29 protein-coding genes are annotated in these 26,989 nt (G+C 67.1%); 12 read left to right on the top strand and 17 right to left on the bottom strand.

Annotated elements, in window-relative coordinates; all coding sequences use genetic code 11:
• Positions 1-139 precede the first annotated feature (139 nt).
• On the top strand, positions 140-886 hold the full coding sequence (locus tag ACWIGM_RS24195) for a transporter substrate-binding domain-containing protein (protein WP_454028513.1): 747 nt from the start codon (positions 140-142) through the stop codon (positions 884-886).
• A 3-nt stretch (positions 887-889) separates the two neighbouring features.
• On the opposite strand, the gene ACWIGM_RS24190 is transcribed toward ACWIGM_RS24195, so the two are convergent.
• The 6 genes from ACWIGM_RS24190 to ACWIGM_RS24165 form a co-directional block, all read right to left on the bottom strand.
• Complete coding sequence (locus ACWIGM_RS24190; protein ID WP_454028512.1) at positions 890-1,834, bottom strand: threonine ammonia-lyase; 945 nt, start codon at positions 1,832-1,834, stop codon at positions 890-892.
• A complete protein-coding gene (locus ACWIGM_RS24185; RefSeq protein ID WP_454028511.1) occupies positions 1,831-2,871 on the bottom strand; it encodes a succinylglutamate desuccinylase/aspartoacylase family protein in 1,041 nt (346 codons plus the stop codon). The genes ACWIGM_RS24190 and ACWIGM_RS24185 overlap by 4 nt, the downstream gene beginning before the upstream one ends.
• Positions 2,872-3,091: 220 nt before the next feature.
• Positions 3,092-3,874 (bottom strand): transporter substrate-binding domain-containing protein, encoded by a 783-nt coding sequence (locus ACWIGM_RS24180; protein WP_454028510.1) that lies wholly within the window; start codon positions 3,872-3,874, stop codon positions 3,092-3,094.
• Between the two features lie 46 nt (positions 3,875-3,920).
• Positions 3,921-4,652, bottom strand: coding sequence for an amino acid ABC transporter ATP-binding protein (locus tag ACWIGM_RS24175; protein ID WP_454028509.1), 732 nt, complete (start codon positions 4,650-4,652; stop codon positions 3,921-3,923).
• Positions 4,639-5,289, bottom strand: coding sequence for an amino acid ABC transporter permease (locus ACWIGM_RS24170; protein WP_454028508.1), 651 nt, complete (start codon positions 5,287-5,289; stop codon positions 4,639-4,641). Before ACWIGM_RS24170 ends, ACWIGM_RS24175 begins: the two co-directional genes overlap by 14 nt.
• On the bottom strand, positions 5,286-5,945 hold the full coding sequence (locus ACWIGM_RS24165) for an amino acid ABC transporter permease (RefSeq protein ID WP_454028507.1): 660 nt from the start codon (positions 5,943-5,945) through the stop codon (positions 5,286-5,288). Before ACWIGM_RS24165 ends, ACWIGM_RS24170 begins: the two co-directional genes overlap by 4 nt.
• 155 nt (positions 5,946-6,100) lie before the next feature.
• Here ACWIGM_RS24165 and ACWIGM_RS24160 point away from each other — a divergent pair, with 155 nt between their 5' ends.
• The 4 genes from ACWIGM_RS24160 to ACWIGM_RS24145 all read left to right on the top strand — a co-directional run bounded on the left by ACWIGM_RS24160 (position 6,101) and on the right by ACWIGM_RS24145 (position 9,717).
• Positions 6,101-6,886 (top strand): IclR family transcriptional regulator, encoded by a 786-nt coding sequence (locus ACWIGM_RS24160; protein WP_454028506.1) that lies wholly within the window; start codon positions 6,101-6,103, stop codon positions 6,884-6,886.
• A 138-nt stretch (positions 6,887-7,024) separates the two neighbouring features.
• Complete coding sequence (locus ACWIGM_RS24155) at positions 7,025-7,234, top strand: hypothetical protein (protein WP_454028505.1); 210 nt, start codon at positions 7,025-7,027, stop codon at positions 7,232-7,234.
• A 154-nt stretch (positions 7,235-7,388) separates the two neighbouring features.
• Complete coding sequence (locus tag ACWIGM_RS24150) at positions 7,389-7,715, top strand: polyhydroxyalkanoic acid system family protein (RefSeq protein WP_454028504.1); 327 nt, start codon at positions 7,389-7,391, stop codon at positions 7,713-7,715.
• A 226-nt stretch (positions 7,716-7,941) separates the two neighbouring features.
• Entirely contained in the window at positions 7,942-9,717 is a 1,776-nt protein-coding gene (locus tag ACWIGM_RS24145; protein ID WP_454028503.1) for a cation:proton antiporter domain-containing protein, read from the top strand.
• A gap of 1 nt (position 9,718) precedes the next feature.
• On the opposite strand, the gene ACWIGM_RS24140 is transcribed toward ACWIGM_RS24145, so the two are convergent.
• Genes ACWIGM_RS24140 through ACWIGM_RS24130 form a run of 3 tightly spaced genes read right to left on the bottom strand, consistent with a single transcriptional unit; the run spans position 9,719 to position 12,660 of the window.
• Positions 9,719-10,654: a site-specific tyrosine recombinase XerD gene (locus tag ACWIGM_RS24140; protein ID WP_454028502.1), complete on the bottom strand. Its 936-nt coding sequence runs from the start codon at positions 10,652-10,654 to the stop codon at positions 9,719-9,721.
• Positions 10,651-10,794, bottom strand: a complete 144-nt coding sequence (locus ACWIGM_RS24135; RefSeq protein ID WP_291679216.1) for a histidine kinase — start codon at positions 10,792-10,794, stop codon at positions 10,651-10,653. The genes ACWIGM_RS24140 and ACWIGM_RS24135 overlap by 4 nt, the downstream gene beginning before the upstream one ends.
• A 30-nt stretch (positions 10,795-10,824) precedes the next feature.
• Positions 10,825-12,660: an aminodeoxychorismate synthase component I gene (locus ACWIGM_RS24130; RefSeq protein WP_454028501.1), complete on the bottom strand. Its 1,836-nt coding sequence runs from the start codon at positions 12,658-12,660 to the stop codon at positions 10,825-10,827.
• Between the two features lie 123 nt (positions 12,661-12,783).
• Between ACWIGM_RS24130 and ACWIGM_RS24125 the strand changes: the two genes are divergently transcribed.
• The 3 genes from ACWIGM_RS24125 to ACWIGM_RS24115 are packed head-to-tail and all read left to right on the top strand — an operon-like array spanning position 12,784 to position 15,841.
• Complete coding sequence (locus ACWIGM_RS24125; RefSeq protein ID WP_454028500.1) at positions 12,784-13,371, top strand: shikimate kinase; 588 nt, start codon at positions 12,784-12,786, stop codon at positions 13,369-13,371.
• Positions 13,371-14,516, top strand: coding sequence for a 3-dehydroquinate synthase (aroB, locus tag ACWIGM_RS24120; RefSeq protein ID WP_454028499.1), 1,146 nt, complete (start codon positions 13,371-13,373; stop codon positions 14,514-14,516). Before ACWIGM_RS24125 ends, aroB begins: the two co-directional genes overlap by 1 nt.
• Positions 14,517-14,527: 11 nt before the next feature.
• Positions 14,528-15,841: an HlyC/CorC family transporter gene (locus tag ACWIGM_RS24115; RefSeq protein ID WP_454028498.1), complete on the top strand. Its 1,314-nt coding sequence runs from the start codon at positions 14,528-14,530 to the stop codon at positions 15,839-15,841.
• Between the two features lie 15 nt (positions 15,842-15,856).
• Here the strand turns inward: ACWIGM_RS24115 and ACWIGM_RS24110 are convergent, their stop codons facing one another.
• The 3 genes from ACWIGM_RS24110 to ACWIGM_RS24100 form a co-directional block, all read right to left on the bottom strand.
• Complete coding sequence (locus ACWIGM_RS24110) at positions 15,857-16,411, bottom strand: TetR/AcrR family transcriptional regulator (protein ID WP_454028497.1); 555 nt, start codon at positions 16,409-16,411, stop codon at positions 15,857-15,859.
• 6 nt (positions 16,412-16,417) lie between these two features.
• A complete protein-coding gene (locus tag ACWIGM_RS24105) occupies positions 16,418-16,891 on the bottom strand; it encodes a nuclear transport factor 2 family protein (RefSeq protein WP_454028496.1) in 474 nt (157 codons plus the stop codon).
• A gap of 89 nt (positions 16,892-16,980) precedes the next feature.
• Entirely contained in the window at positions 16,981-18,153 is a 1,173-nt protein-coding gene (locus tag ACWIGM_RS24100; RefSeq protein ID WP_454028495.1) for a calcium:cation antiporter, read from the bottom strand.
• Positions 18,154-18,302: 149 nt separating this feature from the next.
• Here ACWIGM_RS24100 and ACWIGM_RS24095 point away from each other — a divergent pair, with 149 nt between their 5' ends.
• Positions 18,303-18,698 (top strand): hypothetical protein, encoded by a 396-nt coding sequence (locus ACWIGM_RS24095; RefSeq protein WP_454028494.1) that lies wholly within the window; start codon positions 18,303-18,305, stop codon positions 18,696-18,698.
• A gap of 3 nt (positions 18,699-18,701) precedes the next feature.
• Here the strand turns inward: ACWIGM_RS24095 and ACWIGM_RS24090 are convergent, their stop codons facing one another.
• Entirely contained in the window at positions 18,702-19,031 is a 330-nt protein-coding gene (locus ACWIGM_RS24090) for a DUF1330 domain-containing protein (protein ID WP_454028493.1), read from the bottom strand.
• 103 nt (positions 19,032-19,134) lie between these two features.
• Positions 19,135-20,943, bottom strand: a complete 1,809-nt coding sequence (locus ACWIGM_RS24085; RefSeq protein ID WP_454028492.1) for a glucan ABC transporter ATP-binding protein/ permease — start codon at positions 20,941-20,943, stop codon at positions 19,135-19,137.
• 144 nt (positions 20,944-21,087) lie between these two features.
• Here ACWIGM_RS24085 and ACWIGM_RS24080 point away from each other — a divergent pair, with 144 nt between their 5' ends.
• Genes ACWIGM_RS24080 through ACWIGM_RS24070 form a run of 3 tightly spaced genes read left to right on the top strand, consistent with a single transcriptional unit; the run spans position 21,088 to position 23,458 of the window.
• On the top strand, positions 21,088-21,858 hold the full coding sequence (locus ACWIGM_RS24080; protein ID WP_454028491.1) for a motility protein A: 771 nt from the start codon (positions 21,088-21,090) through the stop codon (positions 21,856-21,858).
• Between the two features lie 14 nt (positions 21,859-21,872).
• Complete coding sequence (locus tag ACWIGM_RS24075) at positions 21,873-22,697, top strand: OmpA/MotB family protein (RefSeq protein WP_454028490.1); 825 nt, start codon at positions 21,873-21,875, stop codon at positions 22,695-22,697.
• A gap of 8 nt (positions 22,698-22,705) precedes the next feature.
• Entirely contained in the window at positions 22,706-23,458 is a 753-nt protein-coding gene (locus ACWIGM_RS24070; protein WP_454028489.1) for a M15 family metallopeptidase, read from the top strand.
• Between the two features lie 19 nt (positions 23,459-23,477).
• On the opposite strand, the gene ACWIGM_RS24065 is transcribed toward ACWIGM_RS24070, so the two are convergent.
• Genes ACWIGM_RS24065 through ACWIGM_RS24055 form a run of 3 tightly spaced genes read right to left on the bottom strand, consistent with a single transcriptional unit; the run spans position 23,478 to position 26,942 of the window.
• Entirely contained in the window at positions 23,478-24,005 is a 528-nt protein-coding gene (locus ACWIGM_RS24065) for a CAP domain-containing protein (protein WP_454028488.1), read from the bottom strand.
• 4 nt (positions 24,006-24,009) lie between these two features.
• A complete protein-coding gene (locus ACWIGM_RS24060; protein ID WP_454028487.1) occupies positions 24,010-26,601 on the bottom strand; it encodes a DUF3772 domain-containing protein in 2,592 nt (863 codons plus the stop codon).
• Positions 26,592-26,942 (bottom strand): hypothetical protein, encoded by a 351-nt coding sequence (locus ACWIGM_RS24055; protein WP_454028486.1) that lies wholly within the window; start codon positions 26,940-26,942, stop codon positions 26,592-26,594. Before ACWIGM_RS24055 ends, ACWIGM_RS24060 begins: the two co-directional genes overlap by 10 nt.
• Positions 26,943-26,989 lie beyond the last annotated feature (47 nt).

The raw sequence follows: 26,989 nt of genomic DNA, 5'->3' as shown, positions 1-26,989 counted from the left end.
ACCGCTCATTTCCTGCATGGTTCCGCAGAAAATGCATGGTCATGAGGATGCCCCGACTTCGCCGGAAAACCGCCGGCGGGTTGTCTCCTTGTCGCCATGCGGCGCATAAGGGCGAGCGCTCGAACGGTTGGGAGAGATCATGGAATTCCGCCCCGATATCGGCCAGCTCTCGCCGACCGTGCGCGAGCACCTGGCCCCCGCCAATCTGCTGCGCGCCGGGATCAACCTCTCGAACTTCCTGCTGGTATCCGGCCGCACGCCCGATGGCGGACCGGCTGGCGTCTCGCCGGACATGGCCCGCGCGCTCGCCGATAATCTCGGCACCGGCCTGCGCTATGTGACCTACGAGAATCCCGGCCTGCTCGCCGATGCCGCCCCTTGCGACGAATGGGATGTCGGCCTGATCGGCGCCGAGCCGCAGCGCGCCGAGGCGATCAGCTTCACGCCGGCTTATGCCGAGATCGAAGCGACCTATCTGGTCCGCGAGGCCTCGCCGCTGCGCGAGATCGTCAACGTCGATGCTGAGGGTATCCGCATCGCCGTCAGCGGCCGCGCCGCCTATGGCCTCTGGCTCGACCGCAACATCCGCAGGGCCGAACTCGTCCGCTCCGGCACGCTCGACGACTCCGCTGCCGACTTCGTTTCAAAGGAGCTCGATGCGCTGGCGGGCCTGCGCCCGCGCCTGCTCAAGGATGTCGTGGCGATCCCCGGCACGCGCATCCTCGACGGCCACTTCATGACCGTGCAGCAGGCGATCGGCGTGCCCAAGGCCAAGGCCGAGGCGGCGGATTACCTAGCGAAGTTCGTCGCCGCGGCCAAGGAATCGGGCTTCGTCGCTGCGCTGATCGCAAGGCACGGCGTGCAGGGGCTGAGCGTCGCGCCGTAGCCTTTAGCTCGCCGTCCCATCCGTCCCGGCGCCACAGACCAGCGCGCAGACCTTGCTGCCCGGCGCCGGCACGAAGCGCTTCGCCTGCAAGGCCGCCACCGCGGCCGCGCCCGAGAGATCGGCGGCGATCCCGAATTCGAACCAAAGCGATTGCGCTGCCTGCTCCATCTCGTCGTCGCTGACCAGAACGATCTCGTCGACATTCCCTGCGACGGCCTCGTAGATCGCCTGGTCGGTACGCCGGCACGACATCGTCGCAACCCGCGTCTCCAGTCTGTCGAGCGTGACCAGCCTGCCGGCTTCGAGGCAGGCACGCAGCGTCGGCGAGCCGTGGGGCTCGATGCCGATGATGCGCGTCTGCGGCCGCAGCGCCTTCACCGCGGTGGAGAGACCGGTGATCAGGCCACCGCCACCGATCGCGACGAGGATGACGTCGACATCCGGGATCTCGTCGAGGATGTCGAGGCCGAGCGTACCCTGGCCGGCGACCACGACGGGATCGCTGAACGGATGGGCGTAGGTCGCGCCGGTCTCCTTCGCGTAGGCGAGCGCGGCGGCATTGGCATCGTCCCAGATCGCGCCGACGATCTCGACCTCGGCGCCCCATCTCTTCAGCTTGGCGACTTTATCGGCGACCACATTGGACGGCAGGAAAATCTTGGCTTTAACGCCGAGCACATGGGCCGAGCGGGCGATGGCGAGCCCGTGGTTGCCGCCCGAGGCCGTGACGACGCCGCGAGCGAGCTCTTCACCCGAGAGCGTCAGCAGCCGGTTCATCGCGCCGCGCGCCTTGAACGAGCCGGCCGCCTGCAGCAATTCGAGCTTCAGCGTGACGGTGCCGCCGAAATCCTCGCGCGAGCTGAGCTGGCCATAGGGCAGGATCGGCGTCTTGCGGATATGCGGCGCGATCCGCCAGCGCGCCGCGCGGATGTCGTCGAGGCCGATCACGACAGCACCCCACGATAGGGCGCCGCAACGATCAGGCAGCAATTGCCCGGCCGGACGCGGCCGGGCTGGCGCCTTCCATACAGGATGCCGTCGGCAGCGTAATGCAGCGTTTCGGGCGGACGCGTCGGATCCCAGGTGCAGTGGATCCTGCCCGCCGGCTGGCCGGCGCTGACCTTTTCGCCATTCGCATGGAAGGGTTCGAAGACGCCGTCCGCGGTGGCGTAGACATAGGCAGCGGTGCCCGGCAATTCGAGCACCTGCCCGTCGCCGCGGCGCGGCTCCGGCTTGTCGCGGGCGACGATGCCGAGATGGTCGAGGACATTGGCAACACCGCGCCGGCAGAGCTTCAGGGCGTCGAGCGAGACCGTGCCGGCGCCCGCCATCTCCGTCCCGACCGTCACCAGCCCTTGCCGGCAGGCGGTCGCTGTCGCGGTGCGCGGCTCGCCGAGATTGGAGATCACCACCGTCATCGGCGCATCGAAGGCCTGGACGGCCGCGACATTGCGCTTATGCAAATCGGGATCGTCGGTCGGCTCGACGATCGCGCTCGGGATGATGTCGAGCGAGGAACCGCCGGAATGGAGGTCGAGGAAGGCGTCGCCGAGCGGCAGGATATGGTCGCTGACGAAGGCGGAGATCTGCTGGGTGATGGTCCCGCGCGGATCGCCCGGGAAGGTGCGGTTGAAATTCAACCCATCGACGCTCGAGGTGCGCTGGCCGGCGATGACAGCATGGACATTGTTGGCCGGCATCAGGATGAGCCGGCCCTGCACCCGGCCGGGGTCGAGATCGCGGATCAGGTCGCAGATCGTGATCGGCCCCTCGTATTCGTCGCCATGATTGCCGCCTTCGAGGATGGCGGTCGGCCCCGAGCCGTTCTTGATGATCGCGATCGGAATCCGCGTCGCGCCCCAGGCATCATCATGCGGGGAGTGCGGGATCATCAGGAAGCCGACCTGCTTGCCGTCCTTCTCCGGATCGACGGTCAGGAAGGCGCTGGACGGGCGTGGCGTCGGCTTCTGGCGGGAGCTGGTCATGGCGGGGGCTCTGAGGATTGCTCGACGTTTTAGGGACGGCCGCGAGGAACCCCTCTCCTGGAAAGAGAGGGGCAGGGGTGAGGTGTTCGGACTGAAAACGTTGGCCTGAACCTAACCGCGCGGTGAGCGCTCGCGGCACTGGCCCAGCGGCCTACACCTCACCCTGCCCTCTCCTTCCAGGAGAGGGTTCCCCGCGCCTGCTTCGGTTGGCGATCGCCTGTTACAGCGTCGGCAGCGGATCCATCGGCATGTCCAGATACTTCTTGTGCAGCCGGTCGAGCTCGCCGTTCATCGAGTTGAAGAAGATGAAGCCGTCGAGCCAGCGCACCAGGTTATGCTGGTCCATCTGCACGCCCATATGCGCCGGGCTGCGGCGGATGACGAATTTGCGCTCGAACTCCTTGCTCGGGTTCTGCTTGGCGAGCGCCTGGGCGACGATCGAGTTGGTCGCGAGCAGATCGGCCTGGCCGGTGATGTAGGCAGCTGCAGCTGTCGCGTCGTCCTCGGTGCGCATGATGCTGGCCTTCGGCGCCGTCGCGGTGATCGCCAGCTCCTGCGTCGTGCCCTTGGCGGCGGCGACGCGGTTCGAGCCGATCGTCTCCGGGCTGGTCACATTGGCCGATTTCGCGCCGTAGACCGCAAGGAAGGTGTTGGCATAGGGCGCGGTGAACTGGATCTGCCGGGCGCGCTCCGGGGTCAGCCCCATCACCGAGATGACGATGTCGACCTTGTCGGTGAGCAGGAACGGGATGCGGTTGGCGCCGGTGATCTGCTGCATCTCCAGCTTCACGCCGAGCCCCTTGGCGACCATCTCGGCGAACTCGATGTCGAATCCGACCGGGTTGCGATTGGCATCCTGCGAGCCGAAGGGCGGGGCATCGAGCGGCACGCCGATGCGCACCACGCCCTTGGACAGAATGTCCTGGAGCTTGTCGGCCCTGGCCTCGACCGCTCCGAACGCGGCGATCGCCATCGCCGCCAAACCTGCGAACAGTTTACGCATCTTTCTCTCCCCTCGTTGACCGCTACTGGAACCGATCGTCTCTACCTCAGTGCAGCACCGCGCTGAGGAAGGTCATGAGCTCGGGCGTTTTCGGCTCGGCGAGCACCGCCGCGGCCTGGCCTTCTTCGTGGATGCGGCCCTCGTGCATGAAGACGACACGGGAGCCGAACCTGCGGGCAAAGCCCATTTCGTGGGTGACGAGCATCATGGTCATGCCCTGCTGCGCCACGGATTCGAGCACTTTCAGCACCTCGCCGGTGAGCTCCGGATCGAGCGCCGAGGTGACCTCGTCGAACAGCATCAGCTTCGGCCGCATCGCGAGCGAGCGCGCGATTGCGACGCGCTGCTGCTGGCCGCCGGAGAGCTGCGAGGGATAGGCGTCGAGCTTGTCCTCCAGCCCGACGCGAGCCAGCACCTCGCGAGCGACCTCGCGCGCCTCTTCCGGCCGCTGCTTCTTCACGACGCGCGGGGCGAGCGTGATGTTGTCGCTGACCGAGAGATGCGGGAACAGGTTGAACTGCTGGAAGACGATGCCGACCTCCTGCCTGAGCTTGCGCAGATCGGTGGCGGGATCGTTCACCTGGACGCCGTCGATGCGAATCGTGCCGGCCTGCACCGGCTCCAGCCCGTTGACGCAGCGCAGCAGTGTGCTCTTGCCGGAGCCCGAGCGGCCGATCACGGCGACGACCTCGCCCTTCTCGATGTCGAGCGACACGCCCTTCAGCACCTGGTTGGCGCCATAGCTCTTGCTGACGTCATGGATTTCAACGAGCGACATCGAGCTTCCGCTCGAGTGAGCGGCTCCATTGCGTGAGAGGGAAGCACATCGCGAAATAGATGCAGGCGACGGTGATGTAGACGGCGAAGGGCTTGTAGGTGCCAGCCGCAGTGAGCTGGCCCTCACGGGTGAGCTCGACGAAGCCGATCACCGCCGCGAGTGAAGTGTTCTTGATCAACTGCACCAGGAAACCGACCGTCGGCGGGATCGCGATCCGGATCGATTGCGGGATGATCACATAGCGGAGCTGCTCGGCCAGCGAGAGTCCGAGCGAGGCCCCCGCCTCCCATTGCGTTTTCGCGATCGAGACCAGCGCGCCCCGCCAGATCTCGCCGAGGAAGGCCGAGCCGTAGACCGAGAAGGCGACGGCCGCCGCGATCCAGGGGTTGACCGAGATGCCGGCGAGCGGCAGGCCGAAGAAGATCAGGAACAGCCAGACCAGCAACGGCGTGCCCTGGACGAGCTGGATATAGGTCGCCGAGAACCAGCGCAGTGGCGCGACCGGCAGGATGCGCAGGATTGCAAGCGCAAGCCCGAGCACCGCCGAGCCGGCGAAGGCAACCGCGGTCAGCGCGATCGTCCAGCGCGCCGCCGCGATCAGGTACATCACATCGATGAGGCCGAATTCCCGGATCATCGCACGAACACCACACGGTAGATCAGGGCGAAGAGGCCGCGGAAGCCGATGGCGAGCGCGAGATAGAGCACCCCGATCACGGTGTAGACCTCGAAATCGCGGAAGGTACGCGACTGCACGATCGAGGCGGCGTGGAACAGGTCCTGCACCGAAATCTGTGAGGCGACGCTGGTCGCCAGCATCAGCAGCACGAACTGGCTGGCGAGTGCCGGGAACATCGCCTTCAGCGCCGGGAAGACGACGATGTAGCGGAAGACCTGCAGGCCGGAGAGCCCGAGCGAATGGCCGGCCTCGACCTGCGCCTTCGGCACCGCCTCCAGGCCCGCACGGACGATCTCGGTGGTGTAGGCGCCGAGATTGATGACCAGCGCGATCATCGCGGCGGTGAGCCCATCGAGCCTGACGCCGAAGCTCGGCAGGCCGAAAAAGATCAGGAAGAGCTGCACCAGCAGCGGCGTGTTGCGGATGATCTCGACATAGGCGCCGATGATGCGGCGCAGCCAGGCCGGGCCATAGGTCCGCCCGGCCGCGCAGATCACGCCGATCAGGAGGCCGCCAACCATCGCCACGCCTGAGAGCAGCAGCGTGATCCAGACGCCGTCGAGAATGGACTCCCAGGCCGCAAAGACGTCGCGAAACTGGAGCCCGTACTTCATCGCCGTCAGCCCTGCTGGGCCTGCGGGCCGTCGGCCCGTCGTCCGGATACGCTGGACGGATCTCGCGGCGATGCGCTCATGTCTCTCCCTCTTTACCCGGAGGCTAGTTTGGCTTCTTATTTGATGTCAAGCTTCATATATGAAACAGGCGCGACATGAGCGTTCTCCCAGAAGCCGATACCGACGAGAAGGCGGCCTATGCCGCCCCGGCCCTGGAAAAGGGCCTCGACATCCTCGAACTGCTCGCGGAAACCGGCGAGCCGCTCTCGACCCGCGTCATTGCCGAGCGGCTGCAGCGCTCGAAGAGCGAGATCTTCCGCATGGTCTTCGTGCTGCAGCAGCGCGGCTATCTCGAGCGCGAGCCGGGAACCGACCGGCTCGGCCTGTCGCGCCGCCTGTTCGACCTCGGCATCAGGACGCCGGGCGGCAAGCAGCTCACCTCGGTCGTCCTGCCCTTGATGGAGCGTTTCAGCGAGGAGAGCGGCCAGGCCGCCCATCTCGTCGTGCTCAGCCGGGCGCAGACCGTGGTGCTCGCGACCACCGCCGGCCATCTCGACGCCAGCGTCATCGTCCGCCCCGGCTATGGCCGCCCGGCGCTCGACGCCAACTCCGGCCTGCTGATCCTCGCCTTCCAGTCGGAGGCGCGCCGGCGCGGGCTGATGCGCGAGGCCCCGCCCGAGGTCCGGCAACGCCTCGATGAGCCGGCAACGCATGCGTCGCTCAGCGAGATCCGGGCGCTGGGCCATCGTATCGCGCCGAGCCGCGACATCCTCGCCGTCACCGACATCGCCTGCCCTGTGATCGGCCCGGCTGGCCATGCCGAGGCGGCGATCCTGGTGCCCTGTCTGCAGCGCCACGGCGTCGAGACCGACGAGAACGCGATCCTGCTCGCGCTCAAGGCCTGCGCCGCCGAGGCAGGGCTACGCCTGCCTTACGGCTAGGACTCATCCGGAAAAACCGCCGTCTAACCCGGAAAACCCGCGCAATTGCCGCAGCGCCACCCAAGACCGGCCATATACTCTCCCAAATTGCTGGCGATTTTGCCTCTGACCGACGCAACCGCCACGGAGGAGGACGATATGGCCGAGACCGCGACGAACCCTGAGAGCATCGTGATGACCGATCCGGAGTGGATCGCGCTCGAGAGCATCAGCGAAGAGACACGCCGCTTCATCTTCGGCGAGGCGATGCTGCGCCTGCTTCAGGGCCGCGGCCTGGCCGAGCCCGGCGACGAGGTCTGGAAGGTCACGCCGGAAGGCCAGCAGGCGCTCGAAGCCCGCAGCCACTAACCCTCAAACCCAGTTTCACGTCACATGCGTCGTCCCGGGTGTCCCTACCCGGGACGTTCTCGTTCAAGGTCGAGTCCTTGGGCGGTTGCAAGCACCCGCCGCGCAGCCCATCTCAGCGTCACGCCAGTTCGTTCACGCTTCCGGGACCTGACGCATGAAACGCCCCGTCACCATCACCATCTCGCATTCGCTCGGCCGCGAAACGGCCCGCCAGCGGCTGCAGGGCGGCGTCGGCAAGGTCCGCGACAAGCTCGGCGGCTTCGGCATGCAGCTCGTCGAGGAGAGCTGGCAGGGCGACACGCTGCAGTTCGGCGTCGCTGCCCTCGGCCAGACCGTCAGCGGCAGGATCGAGGTCGAGGATGCGCTGGTACGCGTCGAGGTGATGCTGCCCCTGATGCTCGCGATCTTCGCCGAGAAGCTGAAACTCGGCGTCGAGAAGCAGGGCCAGATCCTGCTCGAGCACAAGCCGACCAAGGCCTGACTGCAAAGCATTTTCAAGCGAAATGGACCCCGGCTCGCGAGAAGAAAACGCGATAGGGAAAGTTGCCGAGCAGTTCGCGATTCGGAGAAACGCGGAAATGTTCAGCACCCTGCACACCGTGTCGCAGGCTTCTTGAGACTTTTGTCTGCCATCGAAGGTTGAATTCTCCCGCCGCGATCCGCAAGATCGCAAGCGCTCCCCTTTCCCGCCTGCCCACCGGAGACCCATGCATCACGGCCCATTGATCGCCATCATCGTCATGGGCCTCGGCCTCGCCTTCGTATTCGGGGCGCTGGCACAGAAGTTCAGGGTTTCCCCGCTCGTCGGCTATCTCCTCGCCGGCGTCGCGGTTGGCCCGTTCACCCCCGGCTTCGTCGCCGACCAGAACCTCGCCAACGACCTCGCCGAAATCGGCGTCATCCTGCTGATGTTCGGCGTCGGCCTGCATTTCTCGTTGAAGGACCTGCTCTCGGTCAAAGCCATTGCCGTGCCGGGTGCGCTGGTGCAGATCGCGGCGGCGACCTTGCTTGGCCTCGGCCTCGCTTTGCTGCTCGGCTGGACCGTGATCGCCGGCCTCGTCTTCGGCCTGGCGCTCTCGGTCGCCAGTACCGTCGTACTGCTGCGCGCCCTGCAGGAGCGCCGCATCGTTCAGACCGAAAAGGGCAAGATCGCCGTCGGCTGGCTGATCGTCGAAGACCTTGCCATGGTCCTGGCGCTGGTGATGATCCCGGCTGTCGCCGATGTACTGAACGGCGGCTCCGGCGCCGCTTCCGGCGGCGGCCCGCTGGCGACGCGCTTCGATCTAGGCCTCTGGGGCGTGCTCGGCCTGACCCTCGCCAAGGTTGCCGCCTTCGTCGCCTTCATGCTGATCGTCGGCCGCCGGCTGATCCCCTGGATCCTGCACTGGGTCGCCCATACCGGCTCGCGCGAGCTCTTCCGCCTCGCCGTGCTCGCGATCGCGCTCGGTGTCGCCTATCTCGCCGCCAGCCTGTTCGGCGTCTCCTTCGCGCTCGGCGCCTTCTTCGCCGGCATGATCCTCAGCGAATCGCCGCTCAGCCACCGCGCCGCCGAGGAATCGCTGCCGCTGCGCGACGCATTCGCCGTGCTGTTCTTCGTCTCCGTGGGCATGCTGTTCGACCCCGGCATCGTCTTGCGGGCGCCGCTGCCGCTGATCGCGACCATCGCCATCATCCTGTTCGGCAAGTCGCTGGCGGCCTGGCTGATCGTGCGCGCCTTCGGCAAGCCCGATCAGGTCGCGCTGACGATCTCGGCCAGCCTGGCGCAGATCGGCGAGTTCTCGTTCATCCTCGCCGGGCTCGGCGTCTCCCTGAAGCTGCTGCCGGAGCAGGGCCGCGACCTCATCCTCGCCGGCGCGATCTTCTCGATCGTGCTCAACCCGGTGCTGTTCAAGCTGGTCGATCGGTTTGCGCCGCCTGACCCGGCACCGGCCAAGCCGAAACCGGCCGAAGCCGCACCTGCTCCTCAACCGGAAGCGCCCGCTGCCACGCCGGAGCCAGAGCCAGCCCCTGCTCCCGAGCGCGACATCGCCCCGACCGCGCTCTCCGACCATATCGTCGTCGTCGGCTATGGCCGCGTCGGCTCGCTGCTCGGCGCGGGGCTCGCGGCGATGGGCGAGAAGCTGCTGGTGATCGAGGATCAGGATGACGGCGTCATCGCCGCTCGCCGCGACGGCGCCGAAGTGCTGGTCGGCAATGCCGCCGATCCGGAAGTGCTCGCCGCCGCCAGGCTGCCGCGCGCAAAGCGCCTCTTCGTCGCCATCCCCGGCAGCTTCGAAGCCGGCCAGGTCTGCGAGCAGGCACGAAAAGCGAATCCGGGCCTGCCGATCATCGCCCGCGCCCATTCCCTCGCCGAGGTCGAGCATCTCAGGGAGTGCGGCGCCAGCCGCACCATCATGGGCGAGGCCGAGATCGCCCGCGCCATGCTGGCTCTCTGCGGCAGGAAGGGCGAGGAGCCGGCGCCGAGCACGCCGAGCGCCGCGTGAGTTAGCTCTCGCCGTCCATCAGCGGGTGCAGGTCGCGGACCATGCTCTTCAGCCGCTCGTCGAGGACATGGGTGTAGATCTGCGTCGTCGCGATGTCGGCATGACCCAGCAACTCCTGCACGACGCGTAAGTCCGCGCCGTTCTGCAGGAGATGGCTGGCAAAGGCATGGCGCAGGACGTGCGGCGAGACCTTGGCCGGCGACAGGCCGGCGGCTGCCGCCAGCGATTTGAGGTCGCGCCCGAAGGCCTGGCGGGTCAGATGCCCGCTCTCACCGTCGGACGGAAAGAGCCAGCGTCCCTCGGCCGCGCCCTGTTCGCGCAACAGGGCGAGATGCGCCGAGGCGGCCACGCGTGCCGCCTCGTTCAGCGGCACCAGCCGGTCCTTATCGCCCTTGCCGCGCACCACGAGGAAGCGCTCGCGCGTCGTCGCGGCCGAGAGCGGCAGCGCGATCAACTCGGAAACGCGCAGGCCGGTGGCGTAGAGCATCTCGATCAGGCAGCGCATCCTGACATTGCGCGCCCGCGCCGCTGGCGACAGTCCCTCCTGCTCAGCCATCTGCTGGGCCGTGCGGATCAACCCGTCGACCTCTGCGACGCTGAGCACCTTCGGCAATGGCCGGCCAAGCCGTGGCCCCTCGATCGCAGCGGTTGGATCGGTACCCGCGAGGCCTTCGGTGTAGAGAAAGCGATGAAACTGCCTGACGGCTGAGAGACGCCGCGCCGCCGAGGAGGCCTTCAGCCCGCGCTCCGACAACTCGACCAGATAAGCGCGGATGTCATCCGCCGTGGCCGCCGCCGGGCCACCCTGGCTCGCGGCGAAGCCGAGATAATCTTCGAGGTCGCGCTCATAGGCCTCGAGCGTATTCTTGGCTGCGCCGCGCTCGGCCGCCAGCATGTCGAGGAAGCCGTTCAGCCAGGAGCGCGCCTGCTTGCTCATTTCTGCAGCTTCGAGGGCGGCACGATCTCGACCATCTCGCGCGGCTCCGGCTTCACGAAGGTGACCAGCGCGATCATGCCGCCATAGACCAGCCCGGCGATCACGGCCAGAAACGTCAGGAACTTGAACAGCGTCGGCACGGCCGGCGATTCCCCATACACCCCAACCCGTTATTTCTGATCGAGCGGGCCGGATGCAAGCACTGAACCTGCGAGCTGCGCGATCTGGAGGCCGCGCAAGCTGTTGCCGACGAACCAGCGCTCGGCCTGGCGGACATCCTCAAGTCGCAAAGGCACCTCCCGGGCGGCGCCGGTTTCGATCAGTTCGCGGCGCAGCACACCGGGCAGCAGCCCATGCTCCAGCGGCGGCGTCTGCAGCACGCCATCGCGCTCGACGAAGATGTTGCTGCGACTGGTCTCGGTGACGAAGCCCTGCCGATTCAGCAACAGAGCATCGTCGCAGCCTTGCAACGCGGCCTCGGCGAAAGCCCGTTCATACACCGCCCGCCGCGTCGTCTTGTGGCGCAGGAAGGGATCGCCGGCATCGACCGGCTGCCTCGAAACGGCGATCTGAATCAAGCCGTTCGGCGCAGGCGGCATCGACGCCGCGGTGACCTGAAGCGTGCCGTCGCGGCGCAGCTCGCAGCGCACGCGACGCTCGCCCCCAGCGGGAAATGGCGCTTCAGCCTCGGCGAGCTGCCCGAGCGCCTGCTCTCGATCGAAGCTGAAACCCAGCGCCGCCGCCGACGCGGCGAGGCGCTCGAGATGCAGAGCCAGCCGGACATAGCCGCCCGACCAGCGCAAGGTCTCGATCAGCCCATAATCCTCGGCCAGATCGGTCAGCACCCGCGCCTTCAGCCGGCACTCGGCATATTCCTCTGCTGGCCTGGAATCGACGACGATGCCGCCGCCGACGCCGTAGACGCCCTCGCCATCCGGCAGCAGCGTCGCGGTCCGGATCGCGACGTTGAAGCTGAGGTCGCCATTGGGCGCGATCATCCCGAGTGAGCCGGTGTAGACCCCGCGCGGCGCGCTTTCGAGCTCGCGGATGATCTCTATCGCCCGCAGCTTCGGCGCGCCGGTGACCGAGCCGCAGGGGAACAGCGCCTGCATCTGCTCGAGCAGCGACAGGCCCGGCCGCAATTGGCCCCTCACGGTCGAGGTCAGCGTGTGGAAGCTCGGATAGGTCTCGACGCTGAAGAGCGCGGGTACCTCGACCGAACCTTGCTCGCTGATCCGACTGAGATCATTGCGCAGGAGATCGACGATCATCAGGTTCTCGGCCCGCTGCTTCGGATCGGCCCGCAAGGCCGCCTTCGCCGCCTCGTCGGCCTGCGCATCGACGGCGCGTGCCGATGTCCCCTTCATCGGCCGGGTGATGGCGCGCCCGCCAGCGGCCTCAATGAACAGCTCCGGCGAGACCGAGAGAATGTTCGCCTCGCCCGTCGCGACCATGCCGCCATGGGCGACCGGCTGGCTCGCCCTGAGGGCGCCGTAGAGTGCGAGCGGATCGCCGCGATAACGGAAGCGGATTGGGAAAGTCAGGTTGACCTGATAGGCGTCGCCGGCGTGGAGATAGTCGAGCACGCGCTGCACCGCCACCGCGTGTCCGGCCTCGTCCAACCCGAACGCCAGATCTTCGAGCGGCGGTGGGCACAGTGCCGCGAAGCGCTGGTCGAGCTCTGCCGAGGCAACCCTGCGCGGTGGCTCGAATAGGCCGAGCCAGAGCAGCGGCAGGGCTCGCTCGCTCGGCAAAAGCCCGGCGAGTCGTGGCTCGAAGGCATAGCCGAGCTCATAGGAGAGGAAGCCCGCGGCGTGCAGCCCGCGCAACAAGCCAGCCTCGATGGCGGCGAAAGCGCGGGCGATCTCGGAGGGCTCGCTGGCTGCTACGATCTCGACCGGCTCGGCAAAGAGCAGCGCCGTCCCCGCTCCGCTGCGATCCTCCAGCAGCACGAAGGGCGGCCGCAGCGCAGCGATCCCGCAATCCTCTCCGGCCACCGGCACCATGCGCCCCCACCATCCTCGTCGCGGCGCTACGAGCCCGACTCGAAAGGCTCGGTCAAGCCGCAGCGCATCGCACATGGCGGTACCGCGATCCTCATGCTAGAGCGGGCTCAAGGAATTCATTCGATGACGATGGCGGACACGATCGAACAGGTGGACCGCATCGCCTTGCGCGCCGCACTCGGCGCACGGGCGGTGGTGCTGGTGGGCATGATGGGCTCAGGCAAGAGCTCGGTCGGCAAGCGCCTCGGCGCCCGTCTCGGCCTGCCCTTCGTCGATGCCGATACCGAGATCGAAACCGCCGCCGGCATGACGATCCCGGAGATATTCGCCCAGCGTGGCGAGAGCGAGTTCCGCGACGGTGAGCGCCGCGTCATCGCCCGCATCCTGACCACCCGCGCGCCCCTCGTGCTGGCGACCGGCGGCGGCGCCTTCATGAACGCCGATACCCGCGCCCGCATCGCCGAGCTCGGTGTCTCGATCTGGCTGAAGGCCGAGTTCGACGTGCTGATGCGCCGCGTCCGCAAGCGCAGCAACCGCCCTTTGCTCCAGACAATCGACCCGGAAGCGACCATGCGCCGGATGCTGGCCGAGCGCGAGCCGGTCTATGCGCTGGCCGACATCACGCTGCTCTCGCGCGACGATCCGCATGAGGTCGTGGTCGAGGACGCCATGGCGGCGCTGGATCAGCGGCTGCGTCGGGAGAATACATGATGAACGCCGCGGTCCCCGCTGCCGCCGCAGCAGAGCGCATCGTCGTGCCGGTCGCATTGGCCGAGCGTTCCTATGACATCCTGATCGGCCGCCACCAGCTCTGCGAAGCAGCCGAGGTGATCGCGCGCCGCTTTCCCGGCGCCCGCGCCGCCATCGTCACCGACGAGAACCTCGCCACGTTGCACGCACCGGCGCTCGAATCCTGCCTGCACCGGGCCGGCGTCACAGCGACGCGCCTGACCGTGCCGCCGGGCGAGGCGTCCAAATCCTATGCCCGCTTCATCGAGCTCTGCGACGGGCTGCTCGCCGCCAAGATCGAGCGCAACGACCTCGTCATCGCGCTCGGTGGCGGCGTCGTCGGCGATCTCTCGGGCTTTGCCGCCTCGGTGCTGCGCCGCGGCGTGCGGCTGGTGCAGATCCCGACCAGCCTGCTCGCCCAGGTCGATTCCTCCGTCGGCGGCAAGACCGGCATCAATTCCAGCCACGGCAAGAACCTGATCGGCGCCTTCCACCAGCCGGCGCTGGTGGTCTGCGACACCGCGCTGCTCGATACGCTCAGCGAGCGCGAGTTCAAGGCCGGCTATGCCGAGGTGGTGAAATACGGGCTGATCGACGATGCCGCCTTCTTCGACTGGTGCGAGGTCAACTGGCGCCGCGTCATGGAGGGCGGGCCCGAACGTGACCATGCCGTCGCGACCGCCTGCCGGGCCAAGGCCGCAGTCGTGGCACGGGACGAGCGCGAGGACGGCGACCGGGCCCTGCTCAATCTCGGCCATACCTTCGCCCACGCGCTGGAGCGGCTGACCCGTTACGACTCCGCCCGCCTCGTCCATGGTGAAGCCGTCGCGATCGGGCTTAGTCTCGCCTTCCGCTTCTCGCAGCGGCTCGGCCTCTGCTCCGGGCAGGACGCCGGCCGTGTCGCCGCCCATCTTGCCGCCGTCGGCCTGCCGACCCGGCTGCAGGACGTGCCCGGCGGCACTGGAACGGCCGCCGAGATCGTCGAGGCGATGACCCAGGACAAGAAGGTCAAGCGCGGCGCGCTGACCTTCATCCTGGCGCATGGCATCGGCAGGAGCTTCATCGCGCCCGGCGTCGCTACCGAGGCGGCGCACGACTTCATCGAAAGTGAACTCGCAGGGGCCTGACCGCTTCCTCCATGGTAGCCATTCCCCATCTCGATCCCTGGCTCGCTATCGCCGTCGTCGCGCTCGGCGTGCTGCTGACCGGCTTCCTTGCCGCCGCCGATGCGGCGCTTCATGCGATCTCGCGCGCCAGGCTCGTCCAGCAGGAGAAGGCCGGCAGCCGCCGTGCCGCGATCGTCCTGCGCGTGCTCGGTGACCGCGAGCGCCTGAGCGGCGTCTTCCTGCTGGCGCGAACGCTGGTGAAGACCGCGACGGCGAGCTTCGCCGCCTATGCAGCGCTCGCCTCCTTCGGCGTCAGCGGCGCGGCCGGCCTTGCGATTGCGGTCGCACTGATCGTCGTCGTGCTCGGCGAACTCGCCCCGCGCATGGCGGCCGTCGCCGAGCCCGAGCGGATGGCGCTCAAGCTGGTACGGCCCGTGGCGCACCTGCTTGCCGTATTCGGTCCGCCAGTCCGGCTGATGCAATGGTTCGCGCGCCGCTCGCTCGGCCTGTTCGGCCTGCGGATCGATTCGCAGCGCCCGGTGCTGGCGATCGACGAGATCTTGCGCGACCAGGTCGAACTGATGCGCCAGGAGGGCACGGTCGAAAAGGCCGATGGCGACATGGTCAGCGGCCTGCTCGACCTGAAGCAGCTCGAAGTCGCCGACGTGATGATCCACCGCACCAAGATGCGCACGATCAATCTCGATCTCGGGCCTGAGGCGATCGTGCGCGAGGTGCTGGCCTCGCCCTATACCCGCATGCCGCTCTGGCGCGACAAGCCGGAGAACATCGTCGGCATCCTGCACGCCAAGGACCTGCTGCGCGCGCTCGACGCCGCCGGCGGCGATGCCTGCAAGCTCGATGTCGCCGCGATCGCGCTGGAGCCCTGGTTCGTGCCGGTGAACACGCCGTTGCCCGAGCAGCTCAAGGGCTTCCTCGCCCGCAAGACGCATTTTGCCCTCGCCGTCGACGAATATGGCGAGGTGATGGGGCTGGTGACGCTCGAGGACATCCTCGAGGAGATCGTCGGCGACATCCGCGACGAGCACGACATCGCCGTGCCCGGCTTGCGCCAGCAGCCGGACGGCGCGGTGATCGTCGATGGCGGCGTGCCGATCCGCGACCTCAACCGGGCGATGGACTGGCAATTGCCAGATGCGGAGGCCACGACCATCGCCGGCCTCGTCATCCACGAGGCCCGCGCCATCCCCGATGCCGGACAGGCCTTCACCTTCCACGGCTTCCGCTTCGAGGTGATGCGCAAGAGCCGCAACCGGCTGACCGCGCTCCGGGTGGCGCCCGCCGGCAACGGCACGCATGAGCAGGAGCCCGCGACCGCCGCCTGATTGCAGCGGGATCGCTCAGCCTGCAGGCTGCAGCTTGAGGCGCAGCCTTGCGAGCAGCCTTGTGAAAACGCCGGCCTCGTCGCGAGCCCGCGCCAGGACGAGGCCTCCCTGGATCAGGGCCAGGATTTCTTCCGCGAGGCCGTCCGGATCGGCATGGCCACTGCGGGCGAGCGCTCCGGCGAGCGCATCTTGCCAGGCCGTGAAATAGCCGGCGATCTGCGCGGCGAAGCGCTCGCGGGAATCGGCCAGGGCCAGCGCCCCGACCAGGCAGATGCGGCGGCCCGAACGGAAATAGCCGTCGACCGCGACGAGCATCGCCTCGATCGCCGCGGCATCGCCGCCCTCCCGGAGAGGCTGGAACACCTCGTTCTCGAACCAGCTATCGATCTCGTCGAGCACGGCTTTGGCCATCTCCTCCTTCCCGCCGGGGAAGAAGTGATAGAGGCTGCCCTTGCCGAGCCCCGTGCGCGCGCCGATTACCGACAGGCTCGCCGCCTCGAAGCCGTGGTCGCGAAAGATCTCGCCGAGCACCGGCAGCAGGTCGGCCCGCTCGCTGATTCGTCTTGCCATCAGCCCTTATAGGCCGAGATCGCTCAAGCCGGGATGATCGGCCGGCCGCGGACCGGAGGCATCCCAATGGAACTTCCGCGCCGCTTCCGCGATCGGCAGGTCGTTAATGCTGGCATGGCGGCGGGCCATCAGGCCGTTCTGCGCGAACTCCCAGTTCTCGTTGCCATAGGAACGATACCACTGCCCGGAATCGTCGCGCCATTCATAGGCGAAGCGCACGGCGATGCGGTTGCCGGTGAAGGCCCAGAGTTCCTTGATCAGCCGATAGTCGAGCTCGCGCTGCCATTTACGGGTGAGGAACGCTTCGATCATAGCCCGACCCTGGAAGATCTCGGCCCGATTCCGCCAGCGCGAATCCTCGGTATAGGCCAGCGCGACCCGCGCCGGATTGCGCCCGTTCCAGCCGTCCTCGGCGGCTCTGACCTTGAGGATCGCGGTCTCCTCGCTGAAGGGCGGAAAAGGCGGCCTTGCTTCGCTCACGGCAAATCTCCTGTACCAATCGGTAAAGACTGAACCGATTGGTACAGAATAGATCCTGCCGCGTCAACGCCGACTGCCGAGCCTCCTGCTCAGGGGCTGAACACCAGCACCAGGAAGACGAAGAACACCGAGAGATGCACGGCGCCTTCAAGCATGGTGGTGCGAGTGCCGGTGAAGGTCAGGGTGCTCAAGAGCAGCGTCATCGACAGGATCACCATGTTGGTGCCGGAGAGGCCGAGCACGACCTCCTGTCCGGTGATGAGCCCGATGACCAGTACCGCCGGCACCGTCAGCCCGAGCGTCGAGGCTGCAGCGCCCAGGCAGAGATTGATCGCCCGCTGCAACTGGTTGGTGGTGATCGCGCGTAGCGCCGCGATGCATTCGGGCGTGAACACCACCATCGCGATCAGGATACCGCCGAGCGCGACCGGCGCGCCAAGGCGCGCGATGCCGAAATCAAGCACGACGGCAAGGCTTTTCGCCAGGATCACGATCGGCAGGATGTTGGCGAGCAGCAGGATAACATGGGACCGCGTCGAGCCTTCCGAGGGCGGATGCGGCGGCTCCTCGGCCAGCTCCGCATCGGGCTCCGGCGCTGGCGCCAGATCGGGACCGGGCTGCACCCTGGCCCGGGCATAGGCCGCGCCATAGGGCATGTTCGATTCGCCGGCGGGTTCCTTGAAGAAGACGCTGTGCCTGCCGGTCTGCAGGACCAGGAAGGCGCCGTAGAGCAGCAAAGTGAAGAGCGAGAACGCGATCGACTGGAAGGTGGTCAGCGTACCGTCCGAGGTCGAGGTGGTGAAATTCGGCAGGACAAGCGGGATCAGCGTCAGCGGAATGATCACCGCGAGATAGGCCGAGGCGCCCTTGAGATTGTAGCTCTGCGAGAAGTGCCGGAGGCCACCGATGAAGAGGCCGATGCCGACGACACCGTTGAGCACGATCATCAGCACTGCGAACATGGTGTCGCGCCCGAGCGTCGGCGCGCCCTTGGCGCCCAGCATCACTGCCGAGATCAGCGCCACCTCGATGATGACGATCGAAAGCGTCAGGATCAGCGTGCCATAGGGCTCACCGAGCCGATGCGCGATCTCCTCGGCCTCGTGCACCACGCCGAAGGCCGACCAGACGATGACACCGAGCAGCCAGGCAAAGATCAGCAATGACGGCAAGGGCGCACCAAGCTGTGCGAGCAGCGTGCCGCCAAAGATCTGGAAGGCTGCGACCGAGGCCCAGGCGCAAGCGAGGCGGGCGATCATCATGTCAGGCAATAGGTCCGTCGTTGGGAAAAGGAGAGAGGCGAGCACGTGCCAAAAATGATCTCACAACGGCAAGCCCGTGACACGCGATTGTTGCCTCGCACGCGTCTCCCATTCGCAAAGGCGCCACAAAGGCGGTCGAGACCAGCGCAATGAGCGCGCTCGATCTTCGCCTTGCCCATCTCGCCCTCTTCACCGGGGCTGCCTTGCTCGCAAGCACGCTGGTTACGCGCGCCCAACCGGAGCCGACCTTTCGTACGAGCTGCAGCGAATTGCGCACCGCACTGAAGTCACTGGCCGGCAAGGAAGGCGAGCTCATCACGATCCAGGTCGAGGGGCCTCTGACCATGGTCAAGACGGGCGCCGGCCTGACCTATCTCGGCCTGTGCCAGGCGCCCGACCCGCAAGTGCTCTGCATCACCTATGACAGCAATGGTCGGAAAGCCGGCGAGCCCATCGTGGTCAGCGGCAGCTGGGAGCAGGTTGGACCGGATCATGTCAAGCTCGACCCATGCCTGCATTTCCTGCCGGGCGAGCCGGAGCCCTGACGGTCAGCCCAGCTTCGCCAGGAAATCGGTCGCCCGGTAACCATCCGGGACGCCGTCGAGGATGAGCGCTGCGCTGCGCGAACTGCGCGTCCTGAGCGGCAGGATCGCCTGATAGCCCGGCGAAGCGTACCAGGCATGGGCGGCGTCGCGATCCGGAAAGGCGATGACGACGAGGTCGCCCTCCCAAGGACCTTCCATGACCTGCGGCGTCACGCCATGGATCAGGAAGCGGCCGCCGAAGGGTACGAGGGTCTCGTCGATCAGCTTGATGTAGTCGACGATCTCGGCGTTCAGGTCGACGTCGCGCAGATGGGCGATGGCGTAGGCGGTCATGGTGCGGTTCCCCTTGCAAGCGGGCCTGAACCCGCGATGGCCGGGACCATGCGTCGAGGATGGCAGCCAGTCGATTACCTGAGAGGTAGCGATGACGCAGCGATCAGCCGTCGACGATGCCTTTGCTCGCCAGCGAGGAAGGCTCGGTCGCGGCCGGCTTGTCGGTCACCAGATACTGTGCCCGTGCCAGCGCCGCGAAGCGCCCGCCCTTGGCGACGAGCTCCTCGAAGGAGCCCATCTCGATCACCTTGCCCTGCTCGAACACCAGGATGCGGTCGGCATTGCGGATGGTGGCGAGGCGGTGGGCGATGACGAAGGTTGTGCGGCCCTTCATCACCTCGTCGAGCGCCTTCTGCAGCTTGACCTCGGTCGCCGCGTCGAGCGCCGAAGTCGCCTCGTCGAGGATCAGGATCGGCGGATTCTTGAGCAGTGCGCGGGCGATCGACAGGCGCTGGCGCTCGCCGCCGGAGAGGGTACGGCCGCGCTCGCCGACAATGGTGTCGAGCCCGTCGGTCTGGCGCGCCATGACTTCGGTCGCCTGGGCCCGGTCGAGCGCTTCCAGCATCTCGGCATCGGTCGCGTCCGGCTTGCCCACAGTCAGGTTCTCGCGGATCGAGCGGGCAAACAGCATCGGCTCCTGGAAGACGACACCGATATTGCGCCGGAGCGAGAGCAGCGAGATCTCGCGGATATCGCGTCCATCCGCCAGAATGCGGCCCGATTGCGGATCGAAGGCGCGATGCAGCAGGCCGAGCGTGGTCGACTTGCCCGAGCCGGTCGAACCGACGATAGCGATGGTCTCGCCGGGCTTCACCGCGAAGGAGACGTCGGCAACCGCGGCGCGCTTGCCGTCATAGGAGAACGAGACGTCGTCGAAGGTGATGGCGCCTGCGAGCCGCCCGGCATCGGGCGAACCGGGCTGGTCGCGCACTGCCGGCAACGTATCGATCACCTCGAAGAACTCGCGCATCTTCGGCGCCTGCATGAAAATGAAGTTCACGAAGGCGACGATCTGCTCGAGCCGGCCGACCAGCATGGTGGCGAAGCCCATGAAGGTGACGATTTCGCCGACCGTCGTCTGCCCCTGCATCAAGAGCCAGGTGCCGACGACGAAGATCGAGAGCACGGTCAGCGTCGCCGAGGCGCGGGTTGCGACGGTTGCGACCGCCCACCAGGTCAGCACCGGGATCTGCGCTTCGAGCAGGCTGGTGATGGTGTTGCGCAGGCCGCGCACCTCGGCCTCGATCCGGGTGAAGCTCTGGATCACCGGCACATTGCCGAGCGCGTCCGAGGCCCGTTCGGCCAGGCTCGAATGATAGGCCTCGACATTGCTCTGCAATTTGTCGGTCTTGCGCAGCACGAAGGCGGTCAGCGTGCCGAACAGCACGACGAGGAAGATCAGCAGCAGGCCGAGCTGCCAGTTCTTCCACAGCGTGAAGGGCAGCAGGATGAAGAGCGCGACGAAGCTGGCGCAATGCTCGCGGAAGAACGAGAGCCACAGCGCCCACATGCCGCTGGTGCCTTCCAGCATCACCTTCAGCACGCGCCCGGAATGGGTCTGCGTGTGGTAGGCGAGCGGCAGTGTCAGCGCATGCTCGAAATAATTGGCCATCACTGCCAGCCGGCGGCGATGCGCCAGCCGGTCGGCGAAGAGCGCGACGAAGACGCCGGCGCCGATATTGAACAGGCCGAAGCCGACCCAGGCGGCGAGCAATACGCTGATATCGCTCCAGGCCGGCCGGGTGCCGGCAGTCTGCAGGCTGGTCAGTTTGTCGATCAGCGCGCCGAACAGCATCGGCTCGGCGAAGGCGGCGGCCGCCAGCGCGATATTGGCGAGCGCGAGAATGAGCCCGAGGCGCCGTTCCGGGCCGAGCTCGCCGAGGACGCGGGCATAGATCGCAAGCAAAGACATTGCCGAAAAGCTTTAGCCGAGGCTGCGGCGCGAGCAAGCCCTGAACCTTAACGCTTCCTTCAATTGCCGCTCCTTATGGTTTCCGCGACAGCGAAAGCTGGGGTCCGGCCGAATGCCGGGGCTGGCCGGCTTGGGATGGCATCCATGGATATCGCGACCGGCGTCGGCATTCTTGGCGGCATCGCCACCATCTGCGCGATCATCATCATCGACGGAGGCAATTTCGCCGCCTTCTACGACAAGCACGCCGTCATCATCATCTTCGGCGGCGCCGCGGCCGCGACGATGATCCGCTTCCCCTTCTCGGTGATCGCCCACGGCCTGCCGATGGGGCTGCGCTTCGCTTTCACCATGCGCTCGATCCATCCGCGCGAGCTGATCGACGAGATCACCCGCGTCGCCGAGATCAACCGCAAGAGCGGCCCGGTCGCGCTCGAGAATGTCGAGGTTTCCGACACCTTCCTGGCCCAGGGCCTGCGCTACATCGCCGATGGCTACGACAAGGACTTCATCCGCGACACGATGGAGCGCGATCGCGACAACTTCCTGCAGCGGCTCGATGAAGGCTCGAAGGTCTACCGCGCCATCGGCGACTGCGCCCCGGCCTGGGGCATGATCGGCACGATTCTCGGCATGGTGACGATGTTCGCCAACATGTCCGACCCCTCCAAGCTCGGCCCGGCCATGGCGACAGCGCTGCTGGCGACGCTCTACGGCGCCGTGATCGCCAACATGATCACGCTGCCGATCGCCGACAAGCTGCACATCAAGCTGGAGGAAGAGGAGATCTCGCGCACGCTGATCATCGACGGCGTGCTGCAGATGCGCGACGCCAAGAGCCCGACTTTGGTGCGTGAAATGCTCCTCGCCTATCTGCCCGATCATCACAGGGCCGAGATGGCCGAAGCGACCTGAGCGGACCTTAGCCTATGGCCAAGAAGAAACGAGGCGGGCATGGCGGTCATGGCTGGTTCGTGACCTTCGCCGACCTCATGGCTCTGCTCATGGCCTTCTTCGTCATGGTCGCCGCCTATTCCAGCCAGGACAAGCAGAAGCTCCAGATCGTCGCCGGCTCGATGCGCGAGGCCTTCGGCACGCAGCGCGACTTCAAGCTTGCCGGCATCGTCGAGGTCGACGGCATCCCGACCAAGACACATATCAAGAATGCCTATGTCCGCCCGATCGAGGACGCCTCCGACAACACCGCGCCGAACCACAACCAGCAGAAGGAAGACGGGCTGGTCGCGGCCACCCATGACCGGGGCTTTGCGCTCGCGGCCGCCTCGCTGCGCCAGGCGCTGCGCGAGATGCCGGAGATCAGCGAAATCTCGCGCAACATCCTGGTCGAGGTTTCCGAGCAGGGCATCGACATCCAGCTAGTCGACCAGGACGGCCGCGCCATGTTCGACGAAGGCTCGGTCCAGCCGAACGAGCGCATGCGCAGGCTGCTTGCCGCGATCGCGCCGACGCTGCGGCGCCTGCCCAACAAGATCGCGATTACCGGCCACACGGCTTCGCAGCGGCCCGGCGCGATCGCGCCCGGCAACCCCTGGGCGCTCTCGGTCGGCCGCGCCGCGGCGGTGCGCGAGCTCCTCGGCAATGCCGGCGTGCCCGATGAGCGCTTCAGCTCGGTCACCGGCAAGGCCGACACCGAGCCCCTGGTCAAGGACAACCCCTATCTCGCCTTCAACCGCCGCGTCGGCATCGTGCTCAAGGCAGATGCGCCGCCGCTGCCGGTCGGCGCCAAGCCCTGAGCCGCGGCATGCTGCACCGGACGGCCGGCAGCCTCGCTCTGGCCACCAACCTGCTCATATCCGGCGTGAACCCAGCCAAGACCGAGCCGCTGCCGTCCGGTTTCGTGCGGCTGCGCGAGCTTGCACCGGCAATCGCGCAGGACATCCGCTATGCGACGCCATTCAACTTCACCGGCGTGGCCGTTTCCGGCTACGGCCGGGCTGAATGCGTCCTGACGCGTGCGGCTGCCGACGCCTTGATCCGCGCCGAAAAGCGGCTCGCACGACAAGGCTACGGGCTGAAGCTGTTCGACTGCTATCGCCCGGCGCGCGCGGTCGCTGCCTTCAACGACTGGGTGAAGCGGCCCGGCGCGCCCGAACTCGGCCGCATCTTCCATCCCGGCATCGGCCGCGGTGAACTCGTCGCCAGAGGCTACATCGCCAGCAATTCAAGCCATTCGCGCGGCTCCACCGTCGATGTCGGCCTGATCCGCACCGGCGAGGCCGCCTTGCCGACGCCCACCGATGCCGGCTCGTGCGACGGCCCACTCGCCACCCGCCCGCGCGAGTCCGGACTCGATCTCGGCACGAGCTTCGACTGCTTCGCGGAGCAGAGCGCTCTCGGCCATCCCGGGATCACGGCCGAGGCTCGCCGAAACCGCGAAACCCTCGCCGCAGCGATGGCGGCCGAAGGCTTCCGCGGCTACGGCAAGGAATGGTGGCACTTCACGCTAGCGAAGGAGCCTCTTCCGAAGACGTCCTTCGACTTCGCGATCGAGTAACAGCGCTGGCAACGCCTGCTCAGGGCGCGACCACCAGCGCCCAGTAGACCTGATATTTCGAGCCGGCCGCATAGGCGGAGGCGATGCCCATGCGCGTCGCATTCGGCGCCTTCATCACCCGATCATGCTGCGGCGAGTCGCGCCAGCCGGAGAAGGCTTCGGCGAGGCGCCGGTAGCCGGCCGAGAGATTGGCTTCAGCGCCGGCCTGCCCCGCTCGTGCGAGCTTCGCCTTCACCGCCTCGGCCTGGGCCGGCTTGTCGGCGGCAGCCATTGCAGCGGCCTCCTGCTCGGCCGCCTGCATCAGCTCCGGATCGAGCTTCAGAGCGCCGAGGCCGGCATTCAGCCGATAGGCCGAGATGGTCGCGCGTGCCGCCTCGGCATCGACCCTGGCCGAGGGCGAGCCGAGATCGCGATAGAAGGCCGGTTGTGTCCGCACTGGCTCGGTGCAGCCGGCGAGGTTCAGCAGCGACAAAGCTGCCGCAAGTGCGGCGGGGCAGCTCATCGACCGCAGCCGCTGGCGCGCGGTGGAAGCGAAGGGAAGGCGCATCGCATCAGTCCTTGGTCTCGTCCTTGCCGCCGCTCGCGGCCGGTTCCGGTTTGGCGGGCGGCGGAGCCTGCGTTTCCTCAGATTCTGCCTCGGCCTCTGGCTCCGGGCCCGAGCGCTTGATGGTGACGCGCCCGCTCGCCGGCTTGGCGCGGCGGCCGATCTCCTTCGACACCGCCGCCGCGATCTCGCCGAGCGAATGCTCGACGCCCTCCAGCCCCTTGACCGTGAGCTCGGTCGGGACTGGCGTCTCCATCTCGGTCAGGCGCCTGTGGATGACGTAGTTGAGGTCGCTGGTGACCCGCCCGACGATATCGACCTCGCCGACGACGCAGATCAGATCGAAATCCATCGTCGTCGTGCCGAGCTTCTTGAACAGCACGTTCGGCGGCGGCTTCTTCAGCACGTCGCCATGCGCTTCGGCCCCGTCGAGCAGCATGGCGCGGACCTCGGTCGGGTTGAGCCGGCGCGGCACGCTGATCGAAATCAGCACCCGGCCCGTACGATCGGAGCGGACGCGATTGCGCACCACGCCAGAGACGAGGTTCGAGTTCGGCACGATCACCGAGGAGCGGTCGAAGGTCTCGATCTCGGTCGAGCGGACATTGATGCGCTTGACGATGCCTTCGGCGTCGCCGACCAGCACCTGGTCACCGACCCGGATCGGCCGTTCCCACAGCAGGATCAGGCCGGAGACGAAGTTCGACACCACCGACTGCAGGCCGAAACCGATACCGACCGAGAGCGCCGAGGCGACGAGGGTGAGCCGTTCGAGACTCAGGCCCAGCGACGAGAACGCGACCGCAGCTGCCACGGCGTAGCCGACATAGCCGGCGGCCGTGGTGATCGAGTTGCGCAGGCCGGTGTCGAGCGCCGTCGTCGGCAGGAACTTGCCGTCGAGCCAGCGTTGCAGCGAGCGCGTCGCAGCGAGACCCAGCGCGAACAGCAGGATCGCCACGACGATCGAGGACAGCGAGACCGTGACCCCGCCGACCTGGAAACCGAAGAAGGCGGCGCGCAGCGAAGTCAGGAAATCCGTCGATTCCAATCCCCAGGGCGCCAATGCCAGCATGACCGTGACGACGATCAGCACGATCTTGAGCGCACCGGAGAGCACGACCGCGATCTTCTGCAGCGTCGCTGCGCGCAGGCCGATGCCGGCCCGCAGCGTCAACGCGAAACGGCCCTCGCCGGTGAGCTGGCTGGCGATGCCGAGCTCGATCAGCTGCATCAGCAGCACGAAGACGGCGGCGAGGATGCCGAGCCAGATCACCTGCTCGGTCAGGAAGGTTGCCAGCACGACATAGCCGAGCAGCAGCGCCAGGATGACGGCGACGCCGACGATCCAGCCGAGGATGCGCACCGGACCGAGGCTGGCGCCATCGACCGGCACATAGGGGCCCAGGCATGCCTCCTGCTCGATCTCCTGGTTGTCGCGCAGGCGGTAGAGCCCGGCGATCAGGATGATCGCGAAGATGGTGGCGAAGGCACCACGCACGATGATCGACAAAGTGAGGCCGGCGGCGATTGCCTGCAGCCAGGCCTCGAACACCTTGCCGATCGCCATCACGATGACCAGCGAGCTGGCCATCCAGATCACGGTGCGCGCCGTCGATTCCATCACGCTGGCGAGGCGCCGCTGTGGCTCTCCCGGCGCGAACAGCGCATCGGCCAGCGCCTGGACGAAGGCGATCAGGGCCAATCCGAAGACGATGGCGAGGATGACGGGCTGGATCCGTGGCGGCAGCAGGCCGGCTGTGTTCAACCCGGCATAGATCAGCCAGCTCGCCAGGGCCGGCGGCGCTGTCCGCGCGACGATACGGATGAGTGCCGCATAGAGGATATGGCGATCGCTCGAGTCGACGCTCGCCGCCAATCGCGCCGTCAGCCGCGGCATATAGCGGGCGCGGGCCGCATAAAGCGCGATCGCACCGAGGAAGGCCAGCGCCACCAGTGTGCCGCGCGGACTGAACAGGGCCGAGGTGAAGACAGAGAGCCAGTCGCCGAAGATGAACTGCGAGGCGCGCAGATCGGACGGGAAGGCCGTCAGCGTCGTCGACCAGACCTCGGGGTTGAGAACCGACGGCCCGGCTGCGAACAGCGCCTTGGCGAAGCGGTCGCGCCTGAGATCGCTGATCGAGCCCTGCAACTGCTCGGCCTGCAGCAGCGTCGCACGACCAATCTTCAGGGTCTCATCCGCTTCTGCGAAGGTCTTGGTCCGGGTCTCGCGCTCGCGCGCCACGTCCGGCGTCTCGGGCGGCGCGTTCGCATCCGGCTTCGCGCCGAGCTGATCGAGCCTCAGCTTGGCCTGCTCGGTGCGTGGTCCCTGCTCATCGGTGAGGATGCGCAGCTGGTCGAGCAGAGGCTGCAGGCGCAGTCGCTGACGCTGCAGCTCGGCGTCCGAGACATTCGGGTTGGCGAGCGAAGCTTCGATCTGCGTGAGCTCGCCGCGAACGGAATCGAGGCGGGCCCGGGCGCTGGCCGGATCGGCGACCGGCTGCGCCAGCGCCGCCAGCGGCAGGAGCAGCAGCGCCAGGGCGAGTAGCACGGCGCTGCCGGACTGGCGGAAGGCTCGCCGCAAGCGGGAGGTCATCGGCATCGTTGCCCTGCCATGCTGATTCGCATCGTCGCGCAGCCTCGCCATTGCCGCGCGCCGAAAGCAAGCATGTCGAAATCGACGTCGGCATTGCCGGATTCGCGGCTGCGCCGCACCGGAGGATGAGACTCGAGCAAAGGCATCACATTCCTGTGAGAGCGCACCGACACCGGTGCAACTGACACCCCTGTCTTCGGCAGAAATCCGGACAGCATCATGGCGACGCCGGCAAAAGCCGTCCGGATCAAAGAGCCTATGCCGAGAAACAGCCCAACGGGACCGTGATCGCCGGTGAGCGTACAACCTCTGGCGGTAATCGCGCTTCTGGGTTTGAATTCCTCCAAAGAACACATCCGGCGCTGACGGCCGGCTCGGGTAAACGGCGAGGCGC

Source organism: Allobosea sp. NPDC055332 (assembly GCF_053645455.1).
The sequence above is the reverse complement of the archived record's forward strand: the minus strand, read 5'-3'. Positions and strand labels throughout refer to the sequence as shown.

Excerpts from the sequence above, each read along its gene's own strand:
- ACWIGM_RS24195 (WP_454028513.1), top strand. The coding sequence starts at position 140 with ATGGAATTCCGCCCCGATATCGGCCAGCTCTCGCCGACCGTGCGCGAG.
- ACWIGM_RS24185 (WP_454028511.1), bottom strand. The coding sequence starts at position 2,871 with ATGACCAGCTCCCGCCAGAAGCCGACGCCACGCCCGTCCAGCGCCTTC.
- ACWIGM_RS24180 (WP_454028510.1), bottom strand. The coding sequence starts at position 3,874 with ATGCGTAAACTGTTCGCAGGTTTGGCGGCGATGGCGATCGCCGCGTTC.
- ACWIGM_RS24175 (WP_454028509.1), bottom strand. The coding sequence starts at position 4,652 with ATGTCGCTCGTTGAAATCCATGACGTCAGCAAGAGCTATGGCGCCAAC.
- ACWIGM_RS24170 (WP_454028508.1), bottom strand. The coding sequence starts at position 5,289 with ATGATCCGGGAATTCGGCCTCATCGATGTGATGTACCTGATCGCGGCG.
- ACWIGM_RS24165 (WP_454028507.1), bottom strand. The coding sequence starts at position 5,945 with ATGAAGTACGGGCTCCAGTTTCGCGACGTCTTTGCGGCCTGGGAGTCC.
- ACWIGM_RS24160 (WP_454028506.1), top strand. The coding sequence starts at position 6,101 with ATGAGCGTTCTCCCAGAAGCCGATACCGACGAGAAGGCGGCCTATGCC.
- ACWIGM_RS24155 (WP_454028505.1), top strand. The coding sequence starts at position 7,025 with ATGGCCGAGACCGCGACGAACCCTGAGAGCATCGTGATGACCGATCCG.
- ACWIGM_RS24150 (WP_454028504.1), top strand. The coding sequence starts at position 7,389 with ATGAAACGCCCCGTCACCATCACCATCTCGCATTCGCTCGGCCGCGAA.
- ACWIGM_RS24145 (WP_454028503.1), top strand. The coding sequence starts at position 7,942 with ATGCATCACGGCCCATTGATCGCCATCATCGTCATGGGCCTCGGCCTC.
- ACWIGM_RS24140 (WP_454028502.1), bottom strand. The coding sequence starts at position 10,654 with ATGAGCAAGCAGGCGCGCTCCTGGCTGAACGGCTTCCTCGACATGCTG.
- ACWIGM_RS24130 (WP_454028501.1), bottom strand. The coding sequence starts at position 12,660 with ATGGTGCCGGTGGCCGGAGAGGATTGCGGGATCGCTGCGCTGCGGCCG.
- ACWIGM_RS24125 (WP_454028500.1), top strand. The coding sequence starts at position 12,784 with ATGACGATGGCGGACACGATCGAACAGGTGGACCGCATCGCCTTGCGC.
- aroB (WP_454028499.1), top strand. The coding sequence starts at position 13,371 with ATGAACGCCGCGGTCCCCGCTGCCGCCGCAGCAGAGCGCATCGTCGTG.
- ACWIGM_RS24115 (WP_454028498.1), top strand. The coding sequence starts at position 14,528 with ATGGTAGCCATTCCCCATCTCGATCCCTGGCTCGCTATCGCCGTCGTC.
- ACWIGM_RS24110 (WP_454028497.1), bottom strand. The coding sequence starts at position 16,411 with ATGGCAAGACGAATCAGCGAGCGGGCCGACCTGCTGCCGGTGCTCGGC.
- ACWIGM_RS24100 (WP_454028495.1), bottom strand. The coding sequence starts at position 18,153 with ATGATGATCGCCCGCCTCGCTTGCGCCTGGGCCTCGGTCGCAGCCTTC.
- ACWIGM_RS24095 (WP_454028494.1), top strand. The coding sequence starts at position 18,303 with ATGAGCGCGCTCGATCTTCGCCTTGCCCATCTCGCCCTCTTCACCGGG.
- ACWIGM_RS24090 (WP_454028493.1), bottom strand. The coding sequence starts at position 19,031 with ATGACCGCCTACGCCATCGCCCATCTGCGCGACGTCGACCTGAACGCC.
- ACWIGM_RS24085 (WP_454028492.1), bottom strand. The coding sequence starts at position 20,943 with ATGTCTTTGCTTGCGATCTATGCCCGCGTCCTCGGCGAGCTCGGCCCG.
- ACWIGM_RS24080 (WP_454028491.1), top strand. The coding sequence starts at position 21,088 with ATGGATATCGCGACCGGCGTCGGCATTCTTGGCGGCATCGCCACCATC.
- ACWIGM_RS24075 (WP_454028490.1), top strand. The coding sequence starts at position 21,873 with ATGGCCAAGAAGAAACGAGGCGGGCATGGCGGTCATGGCTGGTTCGTG.
- ACWIGM_RS24070 (WP_454028489.1), top strand. The coding sequence starts at position 22,706 with ATGCTGCACCGGACGGCCGGCAGCCTCGCTCTGGCCACCAACCTGCTC.
- ACWIGM_RS24065 (WP_454028488.1), bottom strand. The coding sequence starts at position 24,005 with ATGCGCCTTCCCTTCGCTTCCACCGCGCGCCAGCGGCTGCGGTCGATG.
- ACWIGM_RS24060 (WP_454028487.1), bottom strand. The coding sequence starts at position 26,601 with ATGCCGATGACCTCCCGCTTGCGGCGAGCCTTCCGCCAGTCCGGCAGC.